Annotated in this window: 19 protein-coding genes; 11 read left to right on the forward strand and 8 right to left on the reverse strand. The window is 71.6% G+C overall.

The window, feature by feature from the left end:
• Positions 1 to 16: 16 nt before the first annotated feature.
• Positions 17 to 1,375 (reverse strand): FAD-dependent oxidoreductase, encoded by a 1,359-nt coding sequence (locus FFS15_RS04370; protein WP_137843783.1) that lies wholly within the window; start codon positions 1,373 to 1,375, stop codon positions 17 to 19.
• Complete coding sequence (hemE, locus tag FFS15_RS04375; RefSeq protein WP_137843784.1) at positions 1,368 to 2,435, reverse strand: uroporphyrinogen decarboxylase; 1,068 nt, start codon at positions 2,433 to 2,435, stop codon at positions 1,368 to 1,370. Before hemE ends, FFS15_RS04370 begins: the two co-directional genes overlap by 8 nt.
• A gap of 17 nt (positions 2,436 to 2,452) precedes the next feature.
• On the opposite strand from hemE, the gene FFS15_RS04380 reads away from it, so the two are divergent.
• The 5 genes from FFS15_RS04380 to FFS15_RS04400 all read left to right on the forward strand — a co-directional run bounded on the left by FFS15_RS04380 (position 2,453) and on the right by FFS15_RS04400 (position 9,496).
• Positions 2,453 to 3,721 carry a glutamyl-tRNA reductase gene (locus FFS15_RS04380; protein ID WP_137843785.1) on the forward strand — a complete coding sequence of 423 codons (1,269 nt, stop codon included), beginning with the start codon at positions 2,453 to 2,455 and terminating at the stop codon, positions 3,719 to 3,721.
• 329 nt (positions 3,722 to 4,050) lie between these two features.
• Positions 4,051 to 6,084 (forward strand): glycosyl hydrolase family 28-related protein, encoded by a 2,034-nt coding sequence (locus FFS15_RS04385; protein ID WP_137843786.1) that lies wholly within the window; start codon positions 4,051 to 4,053, stop codon positions 6,082 to 6,084.
• A 141-nt stretch (positions 6,085 to 6,225) separates the two neighbouring features.
• Positions 6,226 to 7,647 carry a serine/threonine-protein kinase gene (locus FFS15_RS04390; protein WP_137843787.1) on the forward strand — a complete coding sequence of 474 codons (1,422 nt, stop codon included), beginning with the start codon at positions 6,226 to 6,228 and terminating at the stop codon, positions 7,645 to 7,647.
• Complete coding sequence (locus FFS15_RS04395) at positions 7,644 to 8,090, forward strand: hypothetical protein (RefSeq protein ID WP_137843788.1); 447 nt, start codon at positions 7,644 to 7,646, stop codon at positions 8,088 to 8,090. Before FFS15_RS04390 ends, FFS15_RS04395 begins: the two co-directional genes overlap by 4 nt.
• Positions 8,091 to 8,173: 83 nt before the next feature.
• The gene (locus FFS15_RS04400) at positions 8,174 to 9,496 is read left to right on the forward strand and encodes an HNH endonuclease signature motif containing protein (RefSeq protein WP_249353708.1); all 1,323 of its coding nucleotides are present in this window, start codon (positions 8,174 to 8,176) and stop codon (positions 9,494 to 9,496) included.
• Between the two features lie 37 nt (positions 9,497 to 9,533).
• On the opposite strand, the gene FFS15_RS04405 is transcribed toward FFS15_RS04400, so the two are convergent.
• Both FFS15_RS04405 and FFS15_RS04410 read right to left on the reverse strand, forming a co-directional pair.
• Positions 9,534 to 10,343: a ZIP family zinc transporter gene (locus tag FFS15_RS04405; RefSeq protein WP_137843789.1), complete on the reverse strand. Its 810-nt coding sequence runs from the start codon at positions 10,341 to 10,343 to the stop codon at positions 9,534 to 9,536.
• 94 nt (positions 10,344 to 10,437) lie between these two features.
• Entirely contained in the window at positions 10,438 to 11,523 is a 1,086-nt protein-coding gene (locus FFS15_RS04410) for a Glu/Leu/Phe/Val dehydrogenase family protein (protein WP_137843790.1), read from the reverse strand.
• Positions 11,524 to 11,712: 189 nt separating this feature from the next.
• On the opposite strand from FFS15_RS04410, the gene FFS15_RS04415 reads away from it, so the two are divergent.
• Genes FFS15_RS04415 through FFS15_RS04425 form a run of 3 tightly spaced genes read left to right on the forward strand, consistent with a single transcriptional unit; the run spans position 11,713 to position 13,538 of the window.
• On the forward strand, positions 11,713 to 12,507 hold the full coding sequence (locus tag FFS15_RS04415; protein WP_137843791.1) for a methyltransferase domain-containing protein: 795 nt from the start codon (positions 11,713 to 11,715) through the stop codon (positions 12,505 to 12,507).
• A gap of 9 nt (positions 12,508 to 12,516) precedes the next feature.
• On the forward strand, positions 12,517 to 12,999 hold the full coding sequence (locus tag FFS15_RS04420; RefSeq protein ID WP_137843792.1) for a YbaK/EbsC family protein: 483 nt from the start codon (positions 12,517 to 12,519) through the stop codon (positions 12,997 to 12,999).
• Positions 12,999 to 13,538, forward strand: coding sequence for an ankyrin repeat domain-containing protein (locus FFS15_RS04425; RefSeq protein ID WP_137843793.1), 540 nt, complete (start codon positions 12,999 to 13,001; stop codon positions 13,536 to 13,538). The genes FFS15_RS04420 and FFS15_RS04425 overlap by 1 nt, the downstream gene beginning before the upstream one ends.
• An 18-nt stretch (positions 13,539 to 13,556) precedes the next feature.
• Here the strand turns inward: FFS15_RS04425 and FFS15_RS04430 are convergent, their stop codons facing one another.
• Entirely contained in the window at positions 13,557 to 14,339 is a 783-nt protein-coding gene (locus FFS15_RS04430) for an IclR family transcriptional regulator (RefSeq protein ID WP_249353709.1), read from the reverse strand.
• A 61-nt stretch (positions 14,340 to 14,400) separates the two neighbouring features.
• Here FFS15_RS04430 and hutH point away from each other — a divergent pair, with 61 nt between their 5' ends.
• The 3 genes from hutH to hutI all read left to right on the forward strand — a co-directional run bounded on the left by hutH (position 14,401) and on the right by hutI (position 19,030).
• On the forward strand, positions 14,401 to 15,966 hold the full coding sequence (hutH, locus tag FFS15_RS04435) for a histidine ammonia-lyase (RefSeq protein WP_137843795.1): 1,566 nt from the start codon (positions 14,401 to 14,403) through the stop codon (positions 15,964 to 15,966).
• Between the two features lie 2 nt (positions 15,967 to 15,968).
• Positions 15,969 to 17,678 (forward strand): urocanate hydratase, encoded by a 1,710-nt coding sequence (gene hutU, locus FFS15_RS04440; RefSeq protein WP_137843796.1) that lies wholly within the window; start codon positions 15,969 to 15,971, stop codon positions 17,676 to 17,678.
• A gap of 101 nt (positions 17,679 to 17,779) precedes the next feature.
• Positions 17,780 to 19,030 (forward strand): imidazolonepropionase, encoded by a 1,251-nt coding sequence (hutI, locus tag FFS15_RS04445; protein ID WP_137843797.1) that lies wholly within the window; start codon positions 17,780 to 17,782, stop codon positions 19,028 to 19,030.
• Between the two features lie 11 nt (positions 19,031 to 19,041).
• On the opposite strand, the gene FFS15_RS04450 is transcribed toward hutI, so the two are convergent.
• From FFS15_RS04450 to FFS15_RS04460, 3 genes are all read right to left on the reverse strand, one after another.
• Positions 19,042 to 19,512 carry a histidine phosphatase family protein gene (locus FFS15_RS04450; RefSeq protein ID WP_137843798.1) on the reverse strand — a complete coding sequence of 157 codons (471 nt, stop codon included), beginning with the start codon at positions 19,510 to 19,512 and terminating at the stop codon, positions 19,042 to 19,044.
• The gene (locus tag FFS15_RS04455) at positions 19,509 to 20,339 is read right to left on the reverse strand and encodes an agmatinase family protein (RefSeq protein ID WP_137843987.1); all 831 of its coding nucleotides are present in this window, start codon (positions 20,337 to 20,339) and stop codon (positions 19,509 to 19,511) included. Before FFS15_RS04455 ends, FFS15_RS04450 begins: the two co-directional genes overlap by 4 nt.
• Before the next feature lie 131 nt (positions 20,340 to 20,470).
• Positions 20,471 to 20,818 (reverse strand): gamma-glutamylcyclotransferase family protein, encoded by a 348-nt coding sequence (locus FFS15_RS04460; protein WP_137843799.1) that lies wholly within the window; start codon positions 20,816 to 20,818, stop codon positions 20,471 to 20,473.
• Positions 20,819 to 20,837: the final 19 nt, after the last annotated feature.

Below are 20,837 nucleotides of genomic sequence, written 5' to 3' on the forward strand. Positions count from 1 at the left end.
GGGAACGGGGGAGGTGTCACGGGTGGGCGAGGAGGCCCGTCGCGGTGCGCTCGGCGTGCGCGATGATGCCGGCGAGGCCTGATCCGGCGACGGTCTCGCCGACGGTGGGTGCGGGGTCGGCGGGACGGGATGCCGCGTCTGTCGATGCCGGGCGCACCCACGTCACGTGCGCCGCATCGACCACCGTCGGGATCCGCACTCCGAGGAGCACTTCGGCGTCTGTGCGCGCGGTGGCGACGGGGTCTGCCGGGAGTGCGTCGTAGGAGAGTCGCAGCACGTGGTGGTCGCCTGCGGCTTCGCGGAGCCACTCCCACTTCGCCGTGGCGTGGGTGAGTGCGCGGGCTGTGACCGGGGCTCCGTGCGCGACGAGCAGCCCGCTGCCGCGGGGGGCGCGCGTCAGCAAGCCGGGGGTTTGGGGCGGAGCCCCATTGGGGGCGCGCGTCAGCAAGCCGGGGGTTTGGGGCGGAGCCCCATTGGGGGCGCGCGTCAGCGAGCCGGGGGTTTGGGGCGGAGCCCCATATGGTGCCGCATCCCATTCGTCCTGGTCGACGACGAGCGTGATGAGATCGATGCGGCGGCCCGGTGCCGCGGGTGCCCACACGCCGGGCGCGGCGGCGACGACGGTGCCGCCCAGCGCGTGGGCGTCGTCGATCCGCGTGCCGAGGCGCACGTCGACGCCGAGGCGATCGAGGTCGGCGGCGAGGGCGGTCACGAGTCGGTGGACCCCGCCGCGGATGCCGGCGACCGCGGATCCCGGGGGCGCGTCGGCCCGCAGCCGCGCGACGGCGCCCGACAGTGAGCCCACCTCGGTGAGCGCTGTGCGGAGCCCCGGGTGCGCGCGCTCGAGGGGCAGGTCATCGGGATGCTGCGAGTGCACGCCGTGCACGACGGGGGCGACGAGCCGCTCGAGCAGTGCCTCGCCGAGGCGCTCGCGGACGAGGGAGCCGAGCGTTGCGCCAGGGTCGATCGCTCCGAGCGTGCGGGCGTCGAGGTCGACCGCCCGGGCCGCTGCTGCGGCGCCGATCACCCGCACGACGTCGGCGGCCAGCGGGTCGGCGGGGATGCCGAGCAGCGCCGTCGCCGGCAGGGGTACCGGGTCGCCGGACGCCGGTTGCAGCCATGCGGGGCCGGGGCGCGGCTCGACGATGTCGCCGGCGAGCCCGAGCTCGCCGAGAAGCGCCGCGACCGTGCCGCCGCGCACGGCGAAGCTCTCGGCGCCGGCATCCATCGCGATTCCGCCGACGACGTGCCCCGCGACCGTGCCGCCGAGGCGATCCGAGGCTTCGTACACGACGACGTCTGCGCCCGCGATCGCGAGGCGCCGCGCGAGGACGAGCCCCGCGACGCCGCCGCCGACGACCTGGAAGTCAGTCACGGGAGTGGACGAACTCCACGATGCGCGTGAGCACCGCCGGGTCGGTGTCGGGCGGGACCCCGTGGCCGAGGTTCAGCACGTGCGCGGGGGCGCTGCGGCCGCGGTCGAGCACGTCGACGATGTGCGCCTCGAGCACGGGCCACGGCGCCGCGAGGAGCGCCGGGTCGATGTTGCCCTGCAGGGGCACGGTGCCGCCGAGACGCCGGGAGGCCTCGTCGAGGGGCAGGCGCCAGTCGACGCCCATGACGTCGACGCCGATGCCGTGCATCGCGGCGAGGAGTTCACCCGTGCCGACGCCGAAGTGCACGAGGGGCACGCCGAGGCTGCGCACCGGATCGAGCGCCCGTGCCGAGTGCGGCGCGACGAAGCGCGAGTAGTCGGCGAGGCTCAGCGATCCCGCCCACGAGTCGAAGAGCTGCCCGGCCGAAGCACCCGCTTCGATCTGCGTCGCGAGGAAGGCTCCGGTGATCTCGGCGCACCACGACAGCAGTGCGTCCCACGTCGCGGGCTCGGAGTGCATCAGGGCGCGCGTCTTCAGCTGCTCCTTCGACGGGCCACCCTCGACGAGGTAGGAAGCGAGCGTGTACGGCGCACCGGCGAAGCCGATGAGCGGCGCAGTGCCCAGCTGCGCGAGCCCCGCCACGGTGGCGGCGACGCCCGCGCGGATCGGAGCGAGCGCCTCGGGGTCGAGCGGGGGGAGGGCCGCCACGTCGGCGGCCGTGCGCACGGGGTGCTCGAGCACCGGGCCGCGACCGGCGACGATGCGCACGTCGACGCCCGCGAGCTTGACCGGGATCACGATGTCGCTGAAGAAGATCGCGGCGTCCACGCCGTGGCGGCGCACCGGCTGCAGCGTGATCTCGCTCACCAGGTCGGGATTCAGGCACGCGTCGAGCATGTCGGTGCCGACGCGCAGCTCGCGGTATTCGGGGAGCGAGCGGCCCGCCTGGCGCATGAACCACACGGGCGGTGTCGCCGCGCGCTCGCCGCGGTAGGCGCGGATGAGCGCGGGGGCGGTGTTTCCGTCGACGTCGGGCGATGCAGAGCTTTCGTGGGGCACCCGTTAACATTAGGCTCGTGCTTCTCTGTCTCACCGCGAACCATCGGAACGCGAGCCTCGACATCCTGGAGCGCCTTTCGGTCGGGGCGCCCGCGGCGACGCGCGCCCTGGTCGACGATGAGCTGTTCGTGGCCGGAGCCGTCGTGCTCGCCACGTGCAACCGCTTCGAGGCCTACCTCGACATCGACGAGCCGCTCACCGGCGGCGAGGCCGTCGCGGTCGAATCGGTCGTCGAGGCGATGGCCTCGGCATCCGACATCCCCGTGGACCACCTGCGCGCATCCGTCGCGGTGCACCAGGGAGCGGATGCCGCCGCCCACCTCTTCGCGGTGACGAGCGGGCTCGAATCGCTCGTCGTCGGCGAGGACGAGATCTCGGGACAGGTGCGCCGGGCACTCGAGTCCGCGCGCGCCGAGGGCATGACGAGCAGCGAGTTGGAGCGGCTCTTCCAGAGGGCGACGCACACGAGTCGCGGCATCCGAAATCGCACGGGGTTGCGCGGCACGCATCGCTCGCTCGTGCGCCTCGCGCTCGAACTCGCGTCGAGCCGCGTCGCCGACTGGTCGGCCGCGCGCGTGCTCGTCGTCGGCACAGGACGCTACGCCGCCCGCACCGTCGAGGCCGTCCGCGCCCGAGGCGCCGTGGACATCCGCGTCTTCTCGCCGTCGGGTCGCGCGGCCGCGTTCGCGGTGAAGCACGCGTTGACCTCGGTCTCGGACTTCGCGGATGCCGCAGCCGACGCCGACGTCGTCATCACGTGCACGACGGACGCCGTCGTCCACGCCGACGCCTTCGAGCCCGGCCGCCGCGTGCTCGTGATCGACCTCGGGCTGCCGCGCAACGTCGACCCTGCCGTGGGTCGCGTCGCCGGCGTCGAACTGCTCGACCTCGAGACCATCCGCCTGCACGCGCCGCTGGCCGAGTTCAGCGCGCACGCCGATGCGCGCGCGATCGTGGGTGATGCCGCGACCGAGTTCGCCGCCGACCGCGAGGCGGGTCCGGCCATCACGGCGCTGCGCCAGGAGGTGCTGAACGTCGTCGAGGACGAGATCGCCCGCGCGCGCTCGCGCGGTGCCGGCGACGACGTCGAGGCGGCGCTGCGCCACCTTGCCGGCGTGCTGCTGCACCGCCCGTCGGTGCGCATTCGCGAGCTCGCCGTCGAGGGTCGCATCGACGAGGCGCGCGCTGCGCTCGAGACTCTGCATGGACTGACCGTCGATGACGGCGCGGCGGACGGCGCGGCGGACGACGCGGTCGCCGGACCGAGCTGGTCCGCTTCGGCCTGACCGGTCTGCTCTGGGCTGGGCTGGGCTGGGCTGGGGTTCGCCGGGTTCGGGGCGTGTTCGGTGCGCGACACGCCGGGTGGGGCCGCGTGTCGCGCACGTACGACGCCCCAAAACCCTGGGGGGTCTGGGGACTGCGCGGGGCGCAAACGGCGCAAGCGGCGCAAGGGGCGCAAGCGGCGCAAGGACTTGCGTCCACTGCACGACAGCACCGCAAGAAACAAACAGAAGCATGGAAAGTATCGACGACTGCTTGAATATCCACGCTGATTCGCCCTAGATTGGCGGCGAGCGGGCAATGTCGCCCGTCCCCCGGATGAAGCGAGTCGACGATGACACGACCTGGAACCTTCGTCGCGGCCTTGGCTGCGGCATCTCTCACGGTGGCCGTGCTGGCGGGTGCGCCCGCAGCATCCGCAGCCCCTCCGACGAACGCGCCACCGCCCGTCGTGACGCGCGCCGCGCTCGACCCCGCGCTCGTGTCCGGCCGCGGCGCCGATGTCGCGTTCCTCGAGCAGGAGGCCGAGAGCGTCGCGACGAACGGCACGGTGATCGGCCCCGGCCGAGAGGCCTACACGATCGAGGCCGAGGCATCGGGCCGATCGGCGGTCAAGCTGCTGCCGGGGCAGTACGTGGAGTTCACCCTGCCGGCGGCGGCGAACGCGATCACGGTGCGCTACAGCATCCCGGATTCACCGAACGGGGGCGGCCTTGAGGCGCCGCTCGCCGTCAAGGTGGGGCCGCACACCACGAAGCTCACGATGACGTCCCAGTACGGCTACCTCTACAACCAGTACCCCTTCACGAACGACCCGAACGCGGGGCTGCTGCATCCGGATTGGTGGCTCGCGGAGTGCGCCTGCGTGCCGCAGTACGACCAGCCGGGGTTCGAGCCGGTGAAGCCGTTCCGGCCGATGAAGTTCTACGACGAGGAGCGGCTGCTGCTGCACAAGACGTACAAGGTCGGCGAGACGGTGCGGCTCACGGCACCCGCCGGCATCGCGTGGACGGTCATCGACCTGATCGACACCGAGCTTGTCGGAAAGCCGTACGTGAAGATCAAGGCCGCGAACGTGCTCGCGTTCGGCGCCGATCCGACCGGCCGCAAGGATGCCGCGAAGGCGTTCGAGAAGGCCATCGCCTTCGCGCAGAGGACCGGGCTCACCGTCTACGTCCCGCCGGGCACCTACCGCGTCGACCGCCACATCATCGTCGACGACGTCACGATCGAGGGTGCCGGCCACTGGTACACGAAGATCACGGGATCCGAGATGACGCTCGCCGAACCGGCGCCTGACGGCTCGGTCCATACGGGGGTGGGTTTCTACGGGAAGGATGCCGCAGACGGCGGCAGCCGCAACGTGCACCTCTCCGGCTTCGCGATCGAGGGCGACGTGCGCGAGCGCATCGACACCGATCAGGTGAACGGGATCGGTGGGGCGTTCCACGACTCGTCGTTCCGGAGCCTGCACATCCAGCACACGAAGGTCGGCCTGTGGTTCGACGGGCCGATGTCGAACGTGCTGGTCGAGGACAGCATCATCGTCGACCAGATCGCCGATGCGCTGAACTTCCACCTCGGGGTCACCGACTCGACGGCGCGGAACAACTTCGTGCGCAACACCGGTGACGACGGGCTCGCGATGTGGGCCGAGTCGCACGGCGGCACGACGCCCACGAACGTCGGCAACGTGTTCGACCACAACACCGTGCAGACCCCGACACTCGCGAACGGCATCGCGATCTACGGGGGCACCGACAACACCGTGTCGAACAACCTCGTGGCCGACACGATCCGCGAGGGGAGCGGGCTGCACGCGGGGTCGCGCTTCGGCGCTCACCCGTTCGCGGGGACGCTGACCTTCGAGAACAACACCACGGTGCGCGCGGGCACCCGCGAGCTGAACTGGAACATCGGCATGGGATCGCTCTGGATCTACGCCCTGGAGGGGTCGATCTCGGGCATCCGCGTGAGCGGCGACCACTACCTCGACAGCACCTACAACGCGATCATGGCGGTGGCGGAGTGGGGCGTGAAGGACCTGTACTCGATCACCGACGTCGCCTTCGAGGACGTGCGCATCGACGGGACCGGCACGTCGGTGCTGAGTGCACGGGCAATGGGCGGCGCGTCGTTCGAGAACGTCGATGCGCGCAATGTCGGCGCGGTCGGCATCAACAACTGCGGCGCGTTCAACTGGCTGCCGACCGGCAGCGAGTTCTCGGTCACCGACCTCGGCGGCAACGACGGCGGGGGCACGACCGGACCCTGGGCGGGATCGTGGCAGCTGCCGAACACGATCACGTGCGACGACCGGCCACCCGTGGTGGCGCCGTCGGCGCCGTCGGCGTGGGTGCAGCCGTGACGGGCGCAGCCGCGATGCGTGGGTGAAGCACGACGGATGCCGCGGGCCGTCTAGCCTGCGGCATCCGTCGTGTCCAGCCCCTCTTTCGACGTGCCTTCGTCGCGTAGAGTTCCTCGCACCGAACTCGGGAGGGGAGGCGCAATGACGGTGGGCGAAACGGACGATCTGCGTGCGCCAGCGGTGTTCGCCGATCCGGGGCCGAAGGCGGGCGAGCTGCTCGACGGCCGGTATCGCATCGACGAGCTGATCGGCGAGGGCGGCATGGCGCGGGTGTACCGCGCCTCCGATGTGATGCTCGGTCGGACCGTCGCGGTGAAGGTCTTCCGTTCGGGCACGGCGGATGGGGCCGACCTCACCCGCAAGGCGTCGGAGACGACGCTGCTCGCCTCGCTCAGTCATCCGTCGCTCGTGACGCTCTTCGATGCCCGCGTCGACACTGACGAGGGCGCCTACCTCGTGATGGAGTACATCGAGGGCTCGACGCTCGCCGACCGCATCGCCGCCGGGCCGATCGCGAGTGCGGATGCCGCCTCGCTGGTCGGCGATCTCGGCGAGGCCCTGCACGTGGTCCATGCGGCGGGGATCATCCACCGCGACATCAAGCCGTCGAACATCCTGCTGCGACCTCCGTTGCTGCCGGGGCACTCGTTCCGCGCGACGCTCGCGGATTTCGGTATCGCACATCTCGTCGACGCCGCGCGCGTGACGCTGCCGGGAACCGTCATGGGGACGGCTGCCTACCTCGCCCCCGAGCAGGTGCGCGGGGCCGAGCCCACGACGGCGGCAGACATCTACGCGCTCGGCCTCGTGGTGATCGAGGCGCTGACCGGTCGGCGGGCGTTTCCGCAGGCGGCCACCCACGAGGCGCTCATCGCTCGACTCACGTCGCAGCCCGAGATCCCCGGTGACCTCGGCTACGGGTGGAAGTCGTTGCTGAGTGCGATGACGGCCACCGATCCCGCGCAGCGGCCGACTGCCCTCGAGGTGGCGGTCGCGGGGAGCCGGATCGACGCGGGTGCGATCGATGCCGACGTCACCGGGGTGGCCGGCGTGATTCTGGAGGAGTCGGGTGGATCGGTCGTGCCCCCGGTTCCTGCTCTGCCCCCGATTCCTGCGCTGCCGGCTGAGGCGTTCGTGTCTGGTGAGGTTCGGTCTGGATCGGGGATGCCGGCTGCCGACACTGCCGCTGAATCGAGCCCTGACCGCACGAAGGTGCTGCCCCTCCCCGTCACGGTGACCGAGCGGGTGCCCGTGACCGGCGAGTCGGTGCTGGAAGCGCGCGGCAGGACGGGATCTGTGCCCTCTGATGCAGGGTTCCTCGACGACCCTGCGCACGAGCGCTCGGATGGAGCAGTGGCTCCCTCGCGCGCGCGGCGGTCGTGGGGCCTCGTGATCGGGATCGTCGCGGGCGGCCTGGCCGCTGTCGCGGTGACGGCGGTGCTCATCGGCTGGGGTGCGTCGGCATCCGCTCCTCCGGCGTCGCCGGAGCTGCCGGAGCTGCCGCAGCTCGAAGAGCCGCTCGGCACTCATCTGGACGATCTGCTCGAGGCGGTGACGCCGTGATGTTCACGCGGGTTGCCGCTTACGCCGGCGCCGTGGCGCTCGCGGCCGGGATGCTGGCGGGGTGTTCGTCACCGTCGAGTGAGATCGCGGCCGGCGCGGCCGCGCCGATGCAGGAGAGCGTCGTGGCCGTCGCCGACCACGCCGCTGCGGGGGACGACGCGGCGGCGCTCAAGGCGCTCGACGACCTGCAACGACAGCTCGACGAGGCGATTGCGGCGGGCGAGGTCAGTGCGCAGCGCGCGATGGAGATCCAGGCGTCGATCGATCTGGTCCGGGCCGACCTCAATGTGCCCGCCGAGGCGCCCGCGCCGACAGCGCCGGTCGACGACTCGGACGACGACTCTGGTGACGATTCGGGCGACTCCGGAAGTGGGAACTCGGGGAACGGCAACTCAGGGAAGGACAACCCGGGCAAGGGCAAAGGCAAAGGCGGCGACGACTGAAGTCGTCGTGACGTTCGGATCTCTGGGTCCAGTTGCGGATTCAGCGAGCGCTCAATGTCGGAGGTCTGTTCTAGCCTTCAGGTATGCACTTCGACGACGATCCGCCTGATGACGATGATCCCGGCCGCGACTATCGCTCTGCCGACGACGCCTGGGTTCCCGACGCCGTCGACCTCGTGCTGGAGGTCGCGACGATGCTGTCCGTCTTCGCCGCGCAACAGCTGCGGCGCATCGATGCGATGAGGCGCGAGGCGCTCGCCGAGGCGGTCGGGCGCGGTTCGGGCGTGCGCGAGATCATCGACCGCGGCATCCGGCTCGAGCTCGCGGCGGCGCTGCGGATCACCGAGTACGCCGCTGCCGAGCTCATCGTGCGGGCGGACGCGCTGGTGCACCGGTTCCCGCAGATGCTCGATTCGCTCAGCGGCGGCCGCACCACCGAGCGTCACACCCAGATCTTCGTGGCGGCGATGGCGGGACTCGAAGTCGAGTTCCACGAGCGGGTCGTTCCGCAGGCGATCGTGCTGGCCGAGATCGAGCCGGTCGGCACGTTCCGCAGGTCTTTGCGGGCGCTTCTCGAGACCGTGCGCGCCGAGACGCTCAGCGAGCGCCACGCAGTGGCCGTCGCCGGTCGGCGCACGGTGGTCGAGCCCGCCGAGAACGGGATGGCCTGGTACATGGCGCTCATCCCCGAAGTCGAGGCGCGGGCGATCGACGCGCGCGCGACCGCGATGGCGAAGGCCATCGCGGGGCGCGAGGGCGAGACGCGCACGCTCGACCAGATCCGCGCCGACGTCGTCTGCGATCTGCTGATCGAGGGGTGGACCGACGCGGTTCCCGATGAAGCGCAGGGGATCCGCGCGACCGTCGCGGTGACCGTGCCCGCGCTCGCGCTGCTCGACCGTGGTGATCTCTGTGATGGCGCTGCTGGGGCTGGAGCGGGGTCCGGAGTCTCCGAGCCGGCGACGGTCGAGGGCATCGGGCCCATCCCCATCGAACGTGCTCGCGAACTGTGCGGCGGGGCGGACGGTTGGATGCGGATCCTCACCCATCCCGAGACCGGCGTCGTGCTCTCGGTCGGGCGTGATCAGTACCGACCACCGCCGGGTCTGCGGAAGCTCGTGAAGTGGAGGGCCGGCCGCTGCATGGCGCCCGGATGCGGGATGCCCACCGACCGGTGTGAGATCGACCACTCGATCGACTGGATGCTCGGTGGCGAGACGTCGATCGTGAACCTCGCTCCGCTGTGCAAAGGCCATCACACCGTGAAGCATCACGGCGGCTGGGGGGTGCGGCAGGTCGACGGCGGAGCGCTCGAGTGGACGTCACCGTCGGGGCGGCGTTATCGCGTCGATCCCGAGCGGCGGGTGCCGGTCTTCCGGACGTCGAGCGAGCCGGCGCCGTTCTGAGACAGAGTTTGCGACAGAGGAGGTCTCGAGATCGCCGCTATCCGGCGACCTCGTGCAGCACGAACGCGCCCAGGAAGCCGATCGTCGCCCACAGCCCCGTGAGCGCGTGCTGCTCGTCGAAGGCCTCGGGGATCATGGTGTTGCAGATCATTGCGAGCAGTCCGCCCGCGGCGATCGTCGTGATGAGGGCGACGAGATTCGCCGGAGCGGTCTGGAAGGCGACGAAGCCCAGCACGGAAGCTGCGACCGTGATCGCGGCGATCGATCCCCACAGCAGAGCGACCGTGCCCCCGCTCGATCCACCCCGCTTGAGCGCCGCGGTCGAGCCGAGCCCCTCGGGGAAGTTGCTGATCGCGATAGCCGCGACGATCGGGATGCTGATGCCGCCGTCCAGCACCGACAGACCCATGACGATCGACTCCGGGATGCCGTCGATAAGGGCGCCGATCGCGATCACCATGCCGGCACCGCCGGCCAGTCGTGCCCCGCCGCGGCGCGCGACGATGCTCGCCGGGACCTCTACGGACAGATCCGCCGGCACATCCGCGGGGACCTTCGCGGGGACCTTCGCGGGCTGAGCCTTCGGGCGCGAGACGAGCTGGTCGGCGACGATGTACAGGATCGCACCGCCCAGGAAGCCGATCACCGTGGGGACGAGTCCGCCATCCTCGGCGGCCTCCTCGACGAGTTCGAAAGCCAGCGTCGAGATGAGGACGCCGGCACCCACCGCCATGATCCCCGCCACAACGCGCTGCGGGATGGCGACGAACCACGCGACCGCGGCACCCACGAGGAGAGTTCCGCCGCCGATCACACCGCTCAGCGCCGCCAGCCACACTCCGCTCATGGCGCCAACCTAGCGGCAGGCGGACGGATGGATGCCGCGGCCACGCGGGCCGCGGCATCCACTCGTCGATGGGGTCCTCCGGGGAGAACCGTGATCAGTGGGTGAGTGCGTGCCGATCCGCGCCGGCCGCGAGACGCTCGGCGGCCAGGCCCTCGGCGGCCTCGAGCGGGGTGACGCCGCGCGCCTCGGCCTCGTCGAAGATGCGGCGCACGGTCTCGCCGATCCGCGAGACGCGATCCATGATGTCGGTCCGCGAACCCAGGTGCTTCGCCTCGAGGTCGAGGTAGATCACGCCGCCCGCGTTGACGACGAAATCAGGCGCGTACAGGATGCCGCGACGCGCGAGTCGATCGGCGCCCGAACGGTCGGCGAGGGGGTTGTTCGCCGGTCCGCACACGGCCTTGGCATCGAGCGCATCGATGACGTCGTCGGTGAGGAGGCCGCCGATGCCCGCCGGCACGAAGACGTCGGACGGAACGAGGTGCTCTTCGCCCGGAGTCGCCCACTCCGCCTCGAGGTCGAGAGCCAGATCGCGCTTGGCGGGGTTGACGTCGGTGACGGTGAGCACGGCGCCCTCGGCGGCGAGGCGAACGGCGAGACGGCCGCCGACCTGGCCGAGCCCGGAGACGGTGATGCGGCGGCCGGCGACGTCGGCCGACCCGGTGACGCGCTCGAGGGTCGCACGCAGCGACTCGTACACGCCGAGGCTCGTCGGTCCGGCGGGTTCTCCCGACCCTCCGACGGCGTCGGGGAGGCCCACCACGTGCTCGGTGCGCTCGCTGACGACCAGCATGTCTTCGGTGGTCGAACCGACGTCTTCCGCCGTGCGGTAGAGGCCGCCGAGCGACTCGACGGCATCGCCGAGGTCGAGGAACGCATCGCGGCGCCGATCCGTATCGAGCACCGTTCCCGGGGGAAGGGCGATGACCGACTTGCCGCCACCGGCGTCGAGTCCGGCCGCCGCGTTCTTGAGCGTCATCGCCGCCGACAGACGCAGCGCGTCGCCGAAAGCGTCGCTCCAGTGCGGGTACGTCCAGAGGCGGGCACCGCCGAGGGCGGAGCCGAGCACCGAGGAGTGCAGCGCCACGGTGATGACGAGGCCGCTGCGACGACCCGTGACCACCTCCACGCGTTCGTGGGTGAATTCGGGCAGGGGCAGGGAGGGCAGGGTGTGCTTCATCGCGGGTTCCTTCGGCGGGCCTTGTGGGCGTTGCGCTATGGATGCCGCGGCGTTGCGGCATCCGCATCCATTGGAACACCATCACGCGATGTGTTCAACCACCACACGCGATATGACGCACATTGCCAGCCTTGGTGATACGCGCGTCACATTACTGCGCCAGAGTGCGCAGCGCGTTACTGTCGCACCATGCCCGACGCCTACACCCACGGTCATCACGAGAGCGTTCTGCGAGCTCATCGCTGGCGCACCATCGAGAACTCGGCGGCGTACCTGCTGCCGCACCTGAAGCCCGCCTCGTCGCTCCTCGACGTCGGGAGCGGACCGGGCACGATCACGGCCGACTTCGCCGCCTGCATCGCCCCCGGCCGCGTCGTCGGCGTCGACGCATCGACCGACGTGGTCGCGCAGGCGACCGCCGACCACACCGCCCCCGGACTCAGCTTCGTCGTCGGCGATGCCTACGCCCTCGACGCCGAGGACGGCGAGTTCGACGTCGTGCATGCCCACCAGGTGCTGCAGCACATGGCGCGACCGGTCGACGCCCTCCGTGAGTTCGGCCGCGTCGCCGGCCCCGACGGACTCGTCGCCGCGCGCGACGTGGACTATGAGGGCGTGCTGTGGTTTCCGCGCGTGCAGGCGCTCGACGAATGGCACACGTTGTACCTCGCGACCCACCGCGCCGTCTCGGGCGAGCCCGCGGCCGGTCGACGCCTCAAGTCCTGGGCGCGCGAGGCGGGACTCACCGGCATCCGCTCGAGCGCCTCGCTCTGGCTGTTCGAGAGCGACGTCGACCGTGCATGGTGGGGCGGCGCGTGGGCCGACCGCGTCGTGCATTCGGCGTTCGCCGACGGTGCGCGGGCCGTCGGCGCCGACGACGCGCTGCTCCAGCGCATCTCGGACGGCTGGCGCGCATGGGCCGATGCTCCCGACGGCTGGCTGCTCATGCCGCACGGCGAGATCCTGGCGCACGGCCCGCAATAGTCTGGACGGGTGACCGCGCCGAACGACCTCCCCGCCCGCAGCCGCCTCGTCCACGAATCCCTGCGCGCCGCCGGGATCACCGGTGACATCGTCGTGCTGCCCGACGCCGCCTCGACGGCCGCGCTCGCCGCGGCAGCCCTCGGCATCGAGGTCGGCGCGATCGCGAACAGCCTCGTGTTCTGGTCGGACGACGCCCCCCTCCTCGTGATGACCAGCGGCGCGCACCGCGTCGACACGAAGGCCCTCGCCGAGCGCCTCGGTCGCGGCGTCATCGCCCGCGCGTCCGCGGATCAGGTGCGCGAGGCCACCGGCCAGGCCATCGGCGGCGTCGCGCCGACCGGGCATCCCGAGCCGCTCGTGACGATCGTCGACGAAGACCTCGCCCACTTCGACGAGATCTGGGCTGCCGGCGGCACGCCGCACACGGTCTTCCCGATGACCTTCGACGATCTCATGCGACTGACCGGCGGCACTGTCGCGAAGGTGGACTGATGGCCTCCGCAGACGAGGCGACCGCCCTCGGACTCACCGCCGTCGCAGCCCTCAAACGCGGCGACACGCGCGAAGCTCTCGCCCTCATCGCCCGCGGCGCCGACGTCGATGCCCGAGATGACATGCTCGACTCGGTGCTGCTGTACGCCGGCGCGGAAGGCATGGACGAGGTCGTGCGAGCGGCGCTCGCAGCGGGCGGCGACCTCACCGTCACCAACAGGTACGGCGGCATCGCTGTGATCCCGGCGAGCGAGCGCGGACACGTCTCGACCGTTGCGCTCCTCATCGAGGCGGGGTCGGATCTCGACCACGTCAACCGGCTCGGGTGGACGGCGCTGCATGAGGCGATCGTGCTGGGAACCGGCGGCCCCGCGCACCAGGAGATCGTGCGGCTGCTCCTGGCCGGCGGCGCAGACCCTCGCCTGCCGGATCGTGACGGAACAACCCCGCGCGAGCTCGCCGAACAGCACGGCTGGAGCGAGATCGCGGGGCTTCTCGACACGCGACTTCGCGAAGACGACCGGGGCTCGGGCGACTAGCACATCGAGCGCGTCCCGCTAGGCCGCGCCCCCGATGCGCCGCGACAGCTCGGCGGCAGCGTCGGCGGCATGGCGGGCGACGGATGCCGCATCCGGCGCGCCGTCGACCGGCCACGTCACCGCGATCGCCGCAGCCGGCCACCCGGTGTGGTCGAGCACCGCGACGCCCACCGACGCCAGTCCCAGCGTCACCTCGCCGTCTTCGACCGCATGACCGCGAGTCCGCACCTCGCGCAGCACATCACGCAGTTCGCCCGGCCGCGCGGGGCCTCGGCCCGTGCGGTCGGCGAAGGCCGCGGCATCCGGATACAGCGCCCGCACCTGCTCGCGCGGGAGCGCCGCGAGCATGGCGCGACCGCTCGCCGTGAGGTGCGCAGGCAGCCGTACGCCCACGTCGCTCACGAGCGCAGGGCGCCGCGGCGCGCGCTCCTCGACGATGTACAGCACATTCCGCCCGGTCATGACAGCGAGATGCGCGCTCTCGCCGGTGCGGTCGGCGAGAGCCGCCACGAGGGGCCTGCCCAGGCGCGCCAGCGGCTGCTGGCGCGAGTAGCCGCCCGCGAGCTCGAACGCCGCCGTGCCGAGCCCCCACCGGCGCTCCCCAGGCAGGTGCACGACGAACCCGTGCGTCTCGAGCGCACCGAGCAGGTGATAGACGCTCGAGCGCGCGATGCCGAGGTTGTCGGCGATCGTCCGGGCGCCGATCGGACCCCGCTGTCGCGCGAGGAACGACAGGATCCGCAGCGTCTGATCGGCGGCGGGAACCTGTGGTCGAGCGGGGGTGGGCGGATTGTCTGGCATCCCAGACACAGGATGCCACGAACCCCTGTCGCCGGCGACCCCCGCGGTGTGGAATCGACACATGACCACCCTCACCGGCTCCCGCCCCGGCGTCGTCACGGTCGGCGCGGCACCCCTGCGTCCCGAAGACGTCGTCGCCGTCGCCCGCCACGGCGCCCGCATCGAGATCGACGCACAGGCACTCGTGCGCGTCGCCGCGACCCGCGCCCTCGTCGAGGGCCTCGCCGACGATCCCGAGCCTCACTACGGCATCTCGACCGGCTTCGGCGCGCTCGCCACGACCTTCATCGCACCCGAGCGGCGCCTCCAGCTGCAGGCGAGCCTCATCCGCTCGCACGCCGCCGGCACCGGAGCGGAGGTCGAGCGCGAGGTGGTGCGTGCCCTCATGCTCCTGCGCCTGCAGACGCTCGCGACCGCGCACACCGGCGTCCGCCCTGCGGTCGTCGAGACCTACGCCGGGATGCTCAACGCCGGCATCACCCCGATCGTGCGCGAGTACGGCTCGCTCGGCTGCTCGGGCGACCTCGCCCCGCTGTCGCATGTCGCGCTCGCCGCGATGGGCGAGGGCGACGTGCGCGACGCCGAGGGCGACCTCGTGCCCGCCGCTGACGCGCTGGCCGCGGCATCCCTCACCCCGCTCGTCCTCCGCGAGAAGGAGGGCCTCGCCCTCATCAACGGCACCGACGGCATGCTCGGGATGCTGCTGCTCGCCCTTCACGACCTCTCGATGCTGCTCGACACCGCCGATGTCGCGGCCGGCATGTCGGTGGAATCGCAGCTCGGCACCGACGCGGTCTTCGCCGCCGACCTGCAGGCGCTGCGTCCCCAGGTAGGCCAGGCGGCCTCGGCCGCGAACCTGCGCGCGGTGCTCGAGGGCTCCCCGATCGTCGCGTCGCACCGCGACCCGGCCGTCTGCACGCGCGTGCAGGACGCGTACTCGCTGCGCTGCTCGCCGCAGGTGCACGGAGCCGTCCGCGACACCGTCGACCACGCCCGCATGATCGCCGCGCGCGAGCTCGCCTCGGCCGTCGACAACCCCGTCATCACCGACGACGGCCGGGTCGAATCCAACGGCAACTTCCACGGTGCGCCGGTCGCGTACGTGCTCGACTTCCTCGCGATCGCGGTGGCCGACCTCGCCTCGATCTCGGAGCGCCGCACCGACCGCGCCCTCGACCCCGCCCGCAGCCACGGCCTGCCGCCCTTCCTCGCGCACGAGGTCGGCGTCGACTCCGGCCTCATGATCGCGCAGTACGCCGCCGCCGGGATCGTCTCCGAGCTGAAGCGCCTCGCGGTGCCGGCATCCGTCGACTCGATCCCATCGTCCGCGATGCAGGAGGACCACGTCTCGATGGGGTGGGCAGCCGCCCGCAAGCTCCGCCGCGGCATCGACGGCCTCACCCGTGTGCTCGCGATCGAGGTGCTCACCGGCGCCCGCGCGCTCGACCTTCGGGCGCCGCTGCAGCCCGGACCCGCGACCGGCGCTGTGCGCGACCTCGTCCGCACGGTCGCAGGCGGCCCCGGCCCCGACCGCTTCCTCTCGCCCGACATGGAGGCGGTGACCGCGCTCGTCGCCTCGGGCGCCGTCGCGGCCGCAGCTCTTCCGCTCTCGAACACCAAGGAGTGACGATGACCGTCTCACCCGAAGCAGTGACCACCCGCACCGTCCGCACTGTCCGCGCAGCGCGCGGCAGCGTCCGCACCGCCAAGAGCTGGGGCGCCGAAGCCGCCAAGCGGATGCTCATGAACAACCTCGACCCCGAGGTCGCCGAGCACCCCGAAGACCTCGTCGTCTACGGCGGCACCGGCAAGGCAGCCCGCAGCTGGGAGGCGTACGACGCGATCGTGCGCACCCTCGACGAGCTCGAGCCCGACGAGACCCTCCTCGTGCAGTCGGGCAAGCCCGTCGGCGTCTTCCGCACGCACGAGTGGGCGCCCCGCGTCCTCATCGCGAACTCGAACCTCGTGGGGGACTGGGCGACGTGGCCCGAGTTCCGCAAGCTCGAAGAGCTCGGCCTCACGATGTACGGCCAGATGACCGCCGGGTCGTGGATCTACATCGGCACGCAGGGGATCCTGCAGGGAACCTACGAGACCTTCGCCGCCGTCGCGCGGTCGCTGGCTTCCCGGTTGTCGAGTAGGCGCGAAGCGCCGTATCGAGACACGCTCACCGGCACGCTCACGCTCACCGGCGGCGCCGGCGGCATGGGCGGCGCCCAGCCGCTCGCCGTCACCCTCAACGGCGGGGCGGTGCTCATCGTCGACGTCGACGAGTCGCGGCTCGCGCGCCGCGTCGAGCACGGCTACCTCGACGAGTACACGACCGACCTCGATGCGGCAGTCTCCCGCGTCGTGGCAGCGAAGGAGGCCGGTGAGGCGCTCAGTGTCGGCATCGTCGGCAACGCTGCCGAGGTGTTCCCCGAGCTCCTGCGTCGCGGCACGCCGATCGACATCGTCACCGATCAGACGAGCGCGCACGACCCGCTCGCCTACCTTCCGATCGGCATCTCGGTCGAGGAGTGGAAGGATGCGGCATCCCGCGATCCCGAAGGGTTCACCGTGAAGGCCCGCGAGGCCATGGCCGCGCAGGTGGCGGCAATGGTCGGCTTCATGGATGCCGGCGCCGAGGTCTTCGACTACGGCAACTCGATCCGCGCCGAGGCGCAGCTGGGCGGCTTCGAGCGTGCGTTCGCGTTCCCGGGGTTCGTTCCCGCGTACATCCGCCCCCAGTTCGCCGAGGGTCGCGGACCCTTCCGCTGGGTGGCGCTGTCGGGAGACCCCGAAGACATCCGCAAGACCGACGAGGCCGTCAAGGCGCTGTTCCCCGACAACGCCGGACTCGTCCGCTGGCTCGAGAAGGCCGGTGACACCGTGCACTTCGAAGGCCTCCCGGCCCGCATCTGCTGGCTCGGCTACCAGGAGCGTCACCTCGCGGGACTGAAGTTCAACGAGATGGTCGCCTCGGGCGAGCTCGCCGGCCCCATCGTCATCGGCCGCGACCACCTCGATGCAGGGTCTGTCGCGAGCCCCTACCGCGAGACCGAGGCGATGGCCGACGGATCCGACGCGATCGCCGACTGGCCGCTGCTGAACGCCCTCCTGAACACGGCGAGCGGCGCATCGTGGGTCTCGATCCACCACGGCGGCGGCGTGGGCATCGGCCGCAGCATCCATGCCGGGCAGGTGACGGTGGCCGACGGCACCGACCTCGCCGCCGAGAAGATCGCGCGCGTGCTGGTGAACGATCCGGGCACCGGTGTCATGCGCCACGTCGACGCCGGCTACGACCGGGCCAAGGAGGTCGCGCGCGAGCGCGGGCTGAACGTTCCGATGCTGTGACGGCGGTATCGTGTCCCACTCTCTCTGGCTGAGGAGCAACTCAGCGGTGAGAATCGGGACATGGCGCGGAGAATTCGGGAGATGCGAAGGGGAAGGATGCTGTGAGCACCACGCTCATCACGAACATCGGCGAACTGACGACCAATGTCGGCGGGGCCAGCGCACCGGGCGACCCGTGCGGCACCCTGCGCGATGCGGCGGTGCTGGTCGTCGACGGGCGGGTCGCCTGGGTGGGCCCGGCAGATGAGGCCGAGGACGTTTCGTCTCGCTTCGCTCGCTCAACGACCAGGGAGCCCTCGGTCGTTGAGCGAGGGAGCGAAGCGACCGAGACGAAACGCGTGGATGCCGGCGGCGGCGCCGTCATCCCGGGGTTCGTCGACTCGCACACGCACATCGTGTTCGGAGGCGATCGTGCGGACGAGTTCGAGGCGCGCATGACAGGAACCGCGTATGCGGCGGGCGGCATACGGCGCACGGTCGCGGCGACACGGGCGGCGACGGATGCCGAGCTGCGCGCGCGGCTGGCCGGATTCGTCGCAGAGCTTCACGCCCAGGGAACCACCACGTTCGAGGTGAAGACGGGGTACGGCCTCACGGTCGACGACGAAGCGCGGCTAGCGCGACTCGCCGCCGAGGTAACGCCCGAGGTCACCTTCCTCGGCGCCCACGTCGTGCCCGCCGAGTACGCCGAGCGCCGCGAGGACTACATCGCGCTCGTCGTCGGCGACATGCTCGACGCGTGCGCTCCGCACAGCCGCTGGGTCGACGTCTTCTGCGAGCGCGGCGCTTTCACTCCCGACGAGTCGCGCCGCATCCTCGACGCCGGCATCGCCCGCGGACTCCTGCCGCGCGTGCACGGCAACCAGCTCGGACCCGGCGACGGCGTGCAGCTGGCGGTCGCGGTGGGGGCGGCATCCGTCGACCATTGCACGTATCTCTCCGACGCCGATGTCGCGGCCCTCGCCGCGAGCGACACCGTCGCGACGCTGCTTCCGGGCGTCGAGTTCTCCACGCGCCAGCCCTACCCCGATGCGCGCCGGCTCATCGACGCCGGCGTCACCGTTGCGCTGGCGAGCGACTGCAACCCGGGATCCAGCTTCACGAGTTCGATGCCGCTCATGATCGCGCTCGCCGTGCGCGAGATGGGGATGACCCCCGCCGAAGCCGTGTGGGCGGCGACCGCAGGCGGCGCCCGAGCGCTGCGACGCGACGATGTCGGCGTCATCACTGCCGGCGCCTGCGCCGACCTCGTGCTGCTCGACGCGCCGACGCGCGTGCATCTGGCCTACCGACCGGGCGTGCCGCTCGTCTCGCGGGTCTGGAAGGACGGGGCAGAACTCACCCCGGCCTGATCTCAGCGGTCTCAGCGGGGCGTGTCGAAGCTCCACGAGTCGGGCTCGAGCGAGGTCGCGACGTCCCAGTCGTCGTGATCCCACGTGAAGGTCGCGACCGCGCACGTCGGCATGTGGGCGATGCCGCCGTCCGAGAGGCGCCCCGCCAGCACGCTCATGCCCGGGTCGTGCGCGACGACGACCACGCGCGCGGTTCCGGTCGCCCGCGCCGCGTCGAGCAGGTCGCCCGCCGGTGCGCCGTAGAGTGCGGAATCGAGTGTGACGTCGACGCCGAGCGCCTCGCCGAAGAAGTCCGCCGTGGTCGCGGCGCGCACCGCCGTGCTCGCGAGGATCACATCGGGACGGAAGCCGCGCACCGCGAGCAGACGCGCCATGCGCGGGGCATCGTCGAGCCCCCGGTCGTTGAGCGGACGGTCGTGGTCGTCGAGCGACGGGTCGCCCCAATCGGACTTCGCGTGGCGAACGAGGGCGAGGGTGATCATCGGGGTCCTTCCGTCCGGCTCGCGAGACCCGCGAGCAGTTCGAGCACGCAGAGGGCGGCCAGCCGCACCGTGCGCCCGTCGGGGGCGTCGGCGGTCGCGTCGACCTCGGCGATGTCGGCGGTCTGCACCCTCGCATCGATCGCGATGGCCCGGACGAGCGCACGCAGCTCCCACGCAGCGAGCCCGCCCGGCACCGACGCCGGACATCCCGGAGCGACGGAGCGGTCGCACACATCCACGTCGACGTCGAGATGGATGCCGCCGCCGGCCCCCGCGATCTCGAGCGCCTCCGCGGCGACGTCGGCCGCGCCGCGACGGCGGAGGTCGTCCATCGTCATGACGGTGATGCCGAGATCGGCCGCGCGCCGCGCGTAGGCGGCGGAGTTCGCGAAGTCGGCGATGCCCAGCTGCACGATGCGACGCGGATCGAGTCCGTCGTCGACGAGACGGCGCACGGGCGAACCGTTGGAAACGCCGTCGCGCAGGTCGAAGTGGGCGTCGATCGTGATGAGCCCGGTCGCGCCCGCGCCCTCCGCGACCGCGTAGGTGAGCGAGTTGTCGCCGCCGAGAGCGACGACGAGGCGCGAGCGTGAGCTGAGGTCGGCGACGCGGGCGCGCACCGCCGCCTCGCCGTCGGGCCCGTCGGGCTCGGTGACATCGCCCGCGTCGACGATCCGCAGCACGTCGTTCAGGTCGACCGCCGGTGGACCGAGGAGAGTCGGACTGTAGCGGCGGAGCGCCTCGCGCACGGCTGCCGGTGTCGCATGGGCTCCCGTCGGCGACAGCGAGGTCCGCCACGTCGGAACGCCGAGGATCGCGGCATCCATCGGAGAATCGTCGTCGGGTGTAACGGGCCAGTCGCCGGCACGAGGCCAGAGCGCATCGTGGGAGAGTGTCACGGCTTTCACGCTACCGCTGATGAGCGACGAAGGCCGTTGACGGGCGGGATCAGCGCCGGTCAGTGGGCGACGTACACCCACGCGGTGCGGCCGCTCGCGAGCACGACCTCGGCGCGGCGGTAGAGGGCGACCTCGTACTCGTCCGAGGCCTCGATCTCGTCCTCGGTCACCCGCAGCACCTTGCCGAGCACCTTGTCGAGCGGATTGCCGGTGGGCCGCACGATCGGGTGCACCGACAGGCCCGACAGGTCGACGATGCGGTGATCCTCGATCTCGGCGTAGTCGACGGTGTAGCCGGGGAGGACATCGTCTTCGGCCTCGAGGTGACGGCCGTAGATGTCGAGCTGGACATCGGGATTCTGGAGCGTCCCGTAGCTGAAGAGGAGCTGGTGGGGGCTGTCGGTCACGCGATCAGGGTACCGGCAG

The organism is Microbacterium sp. 2FI (genome assembly GCF_005502885.1).
GTDB lineage: Bacteria > Actinomycetota > Actinomycetes > Actinomycetales > Microbacteriaceae > Microbacterium.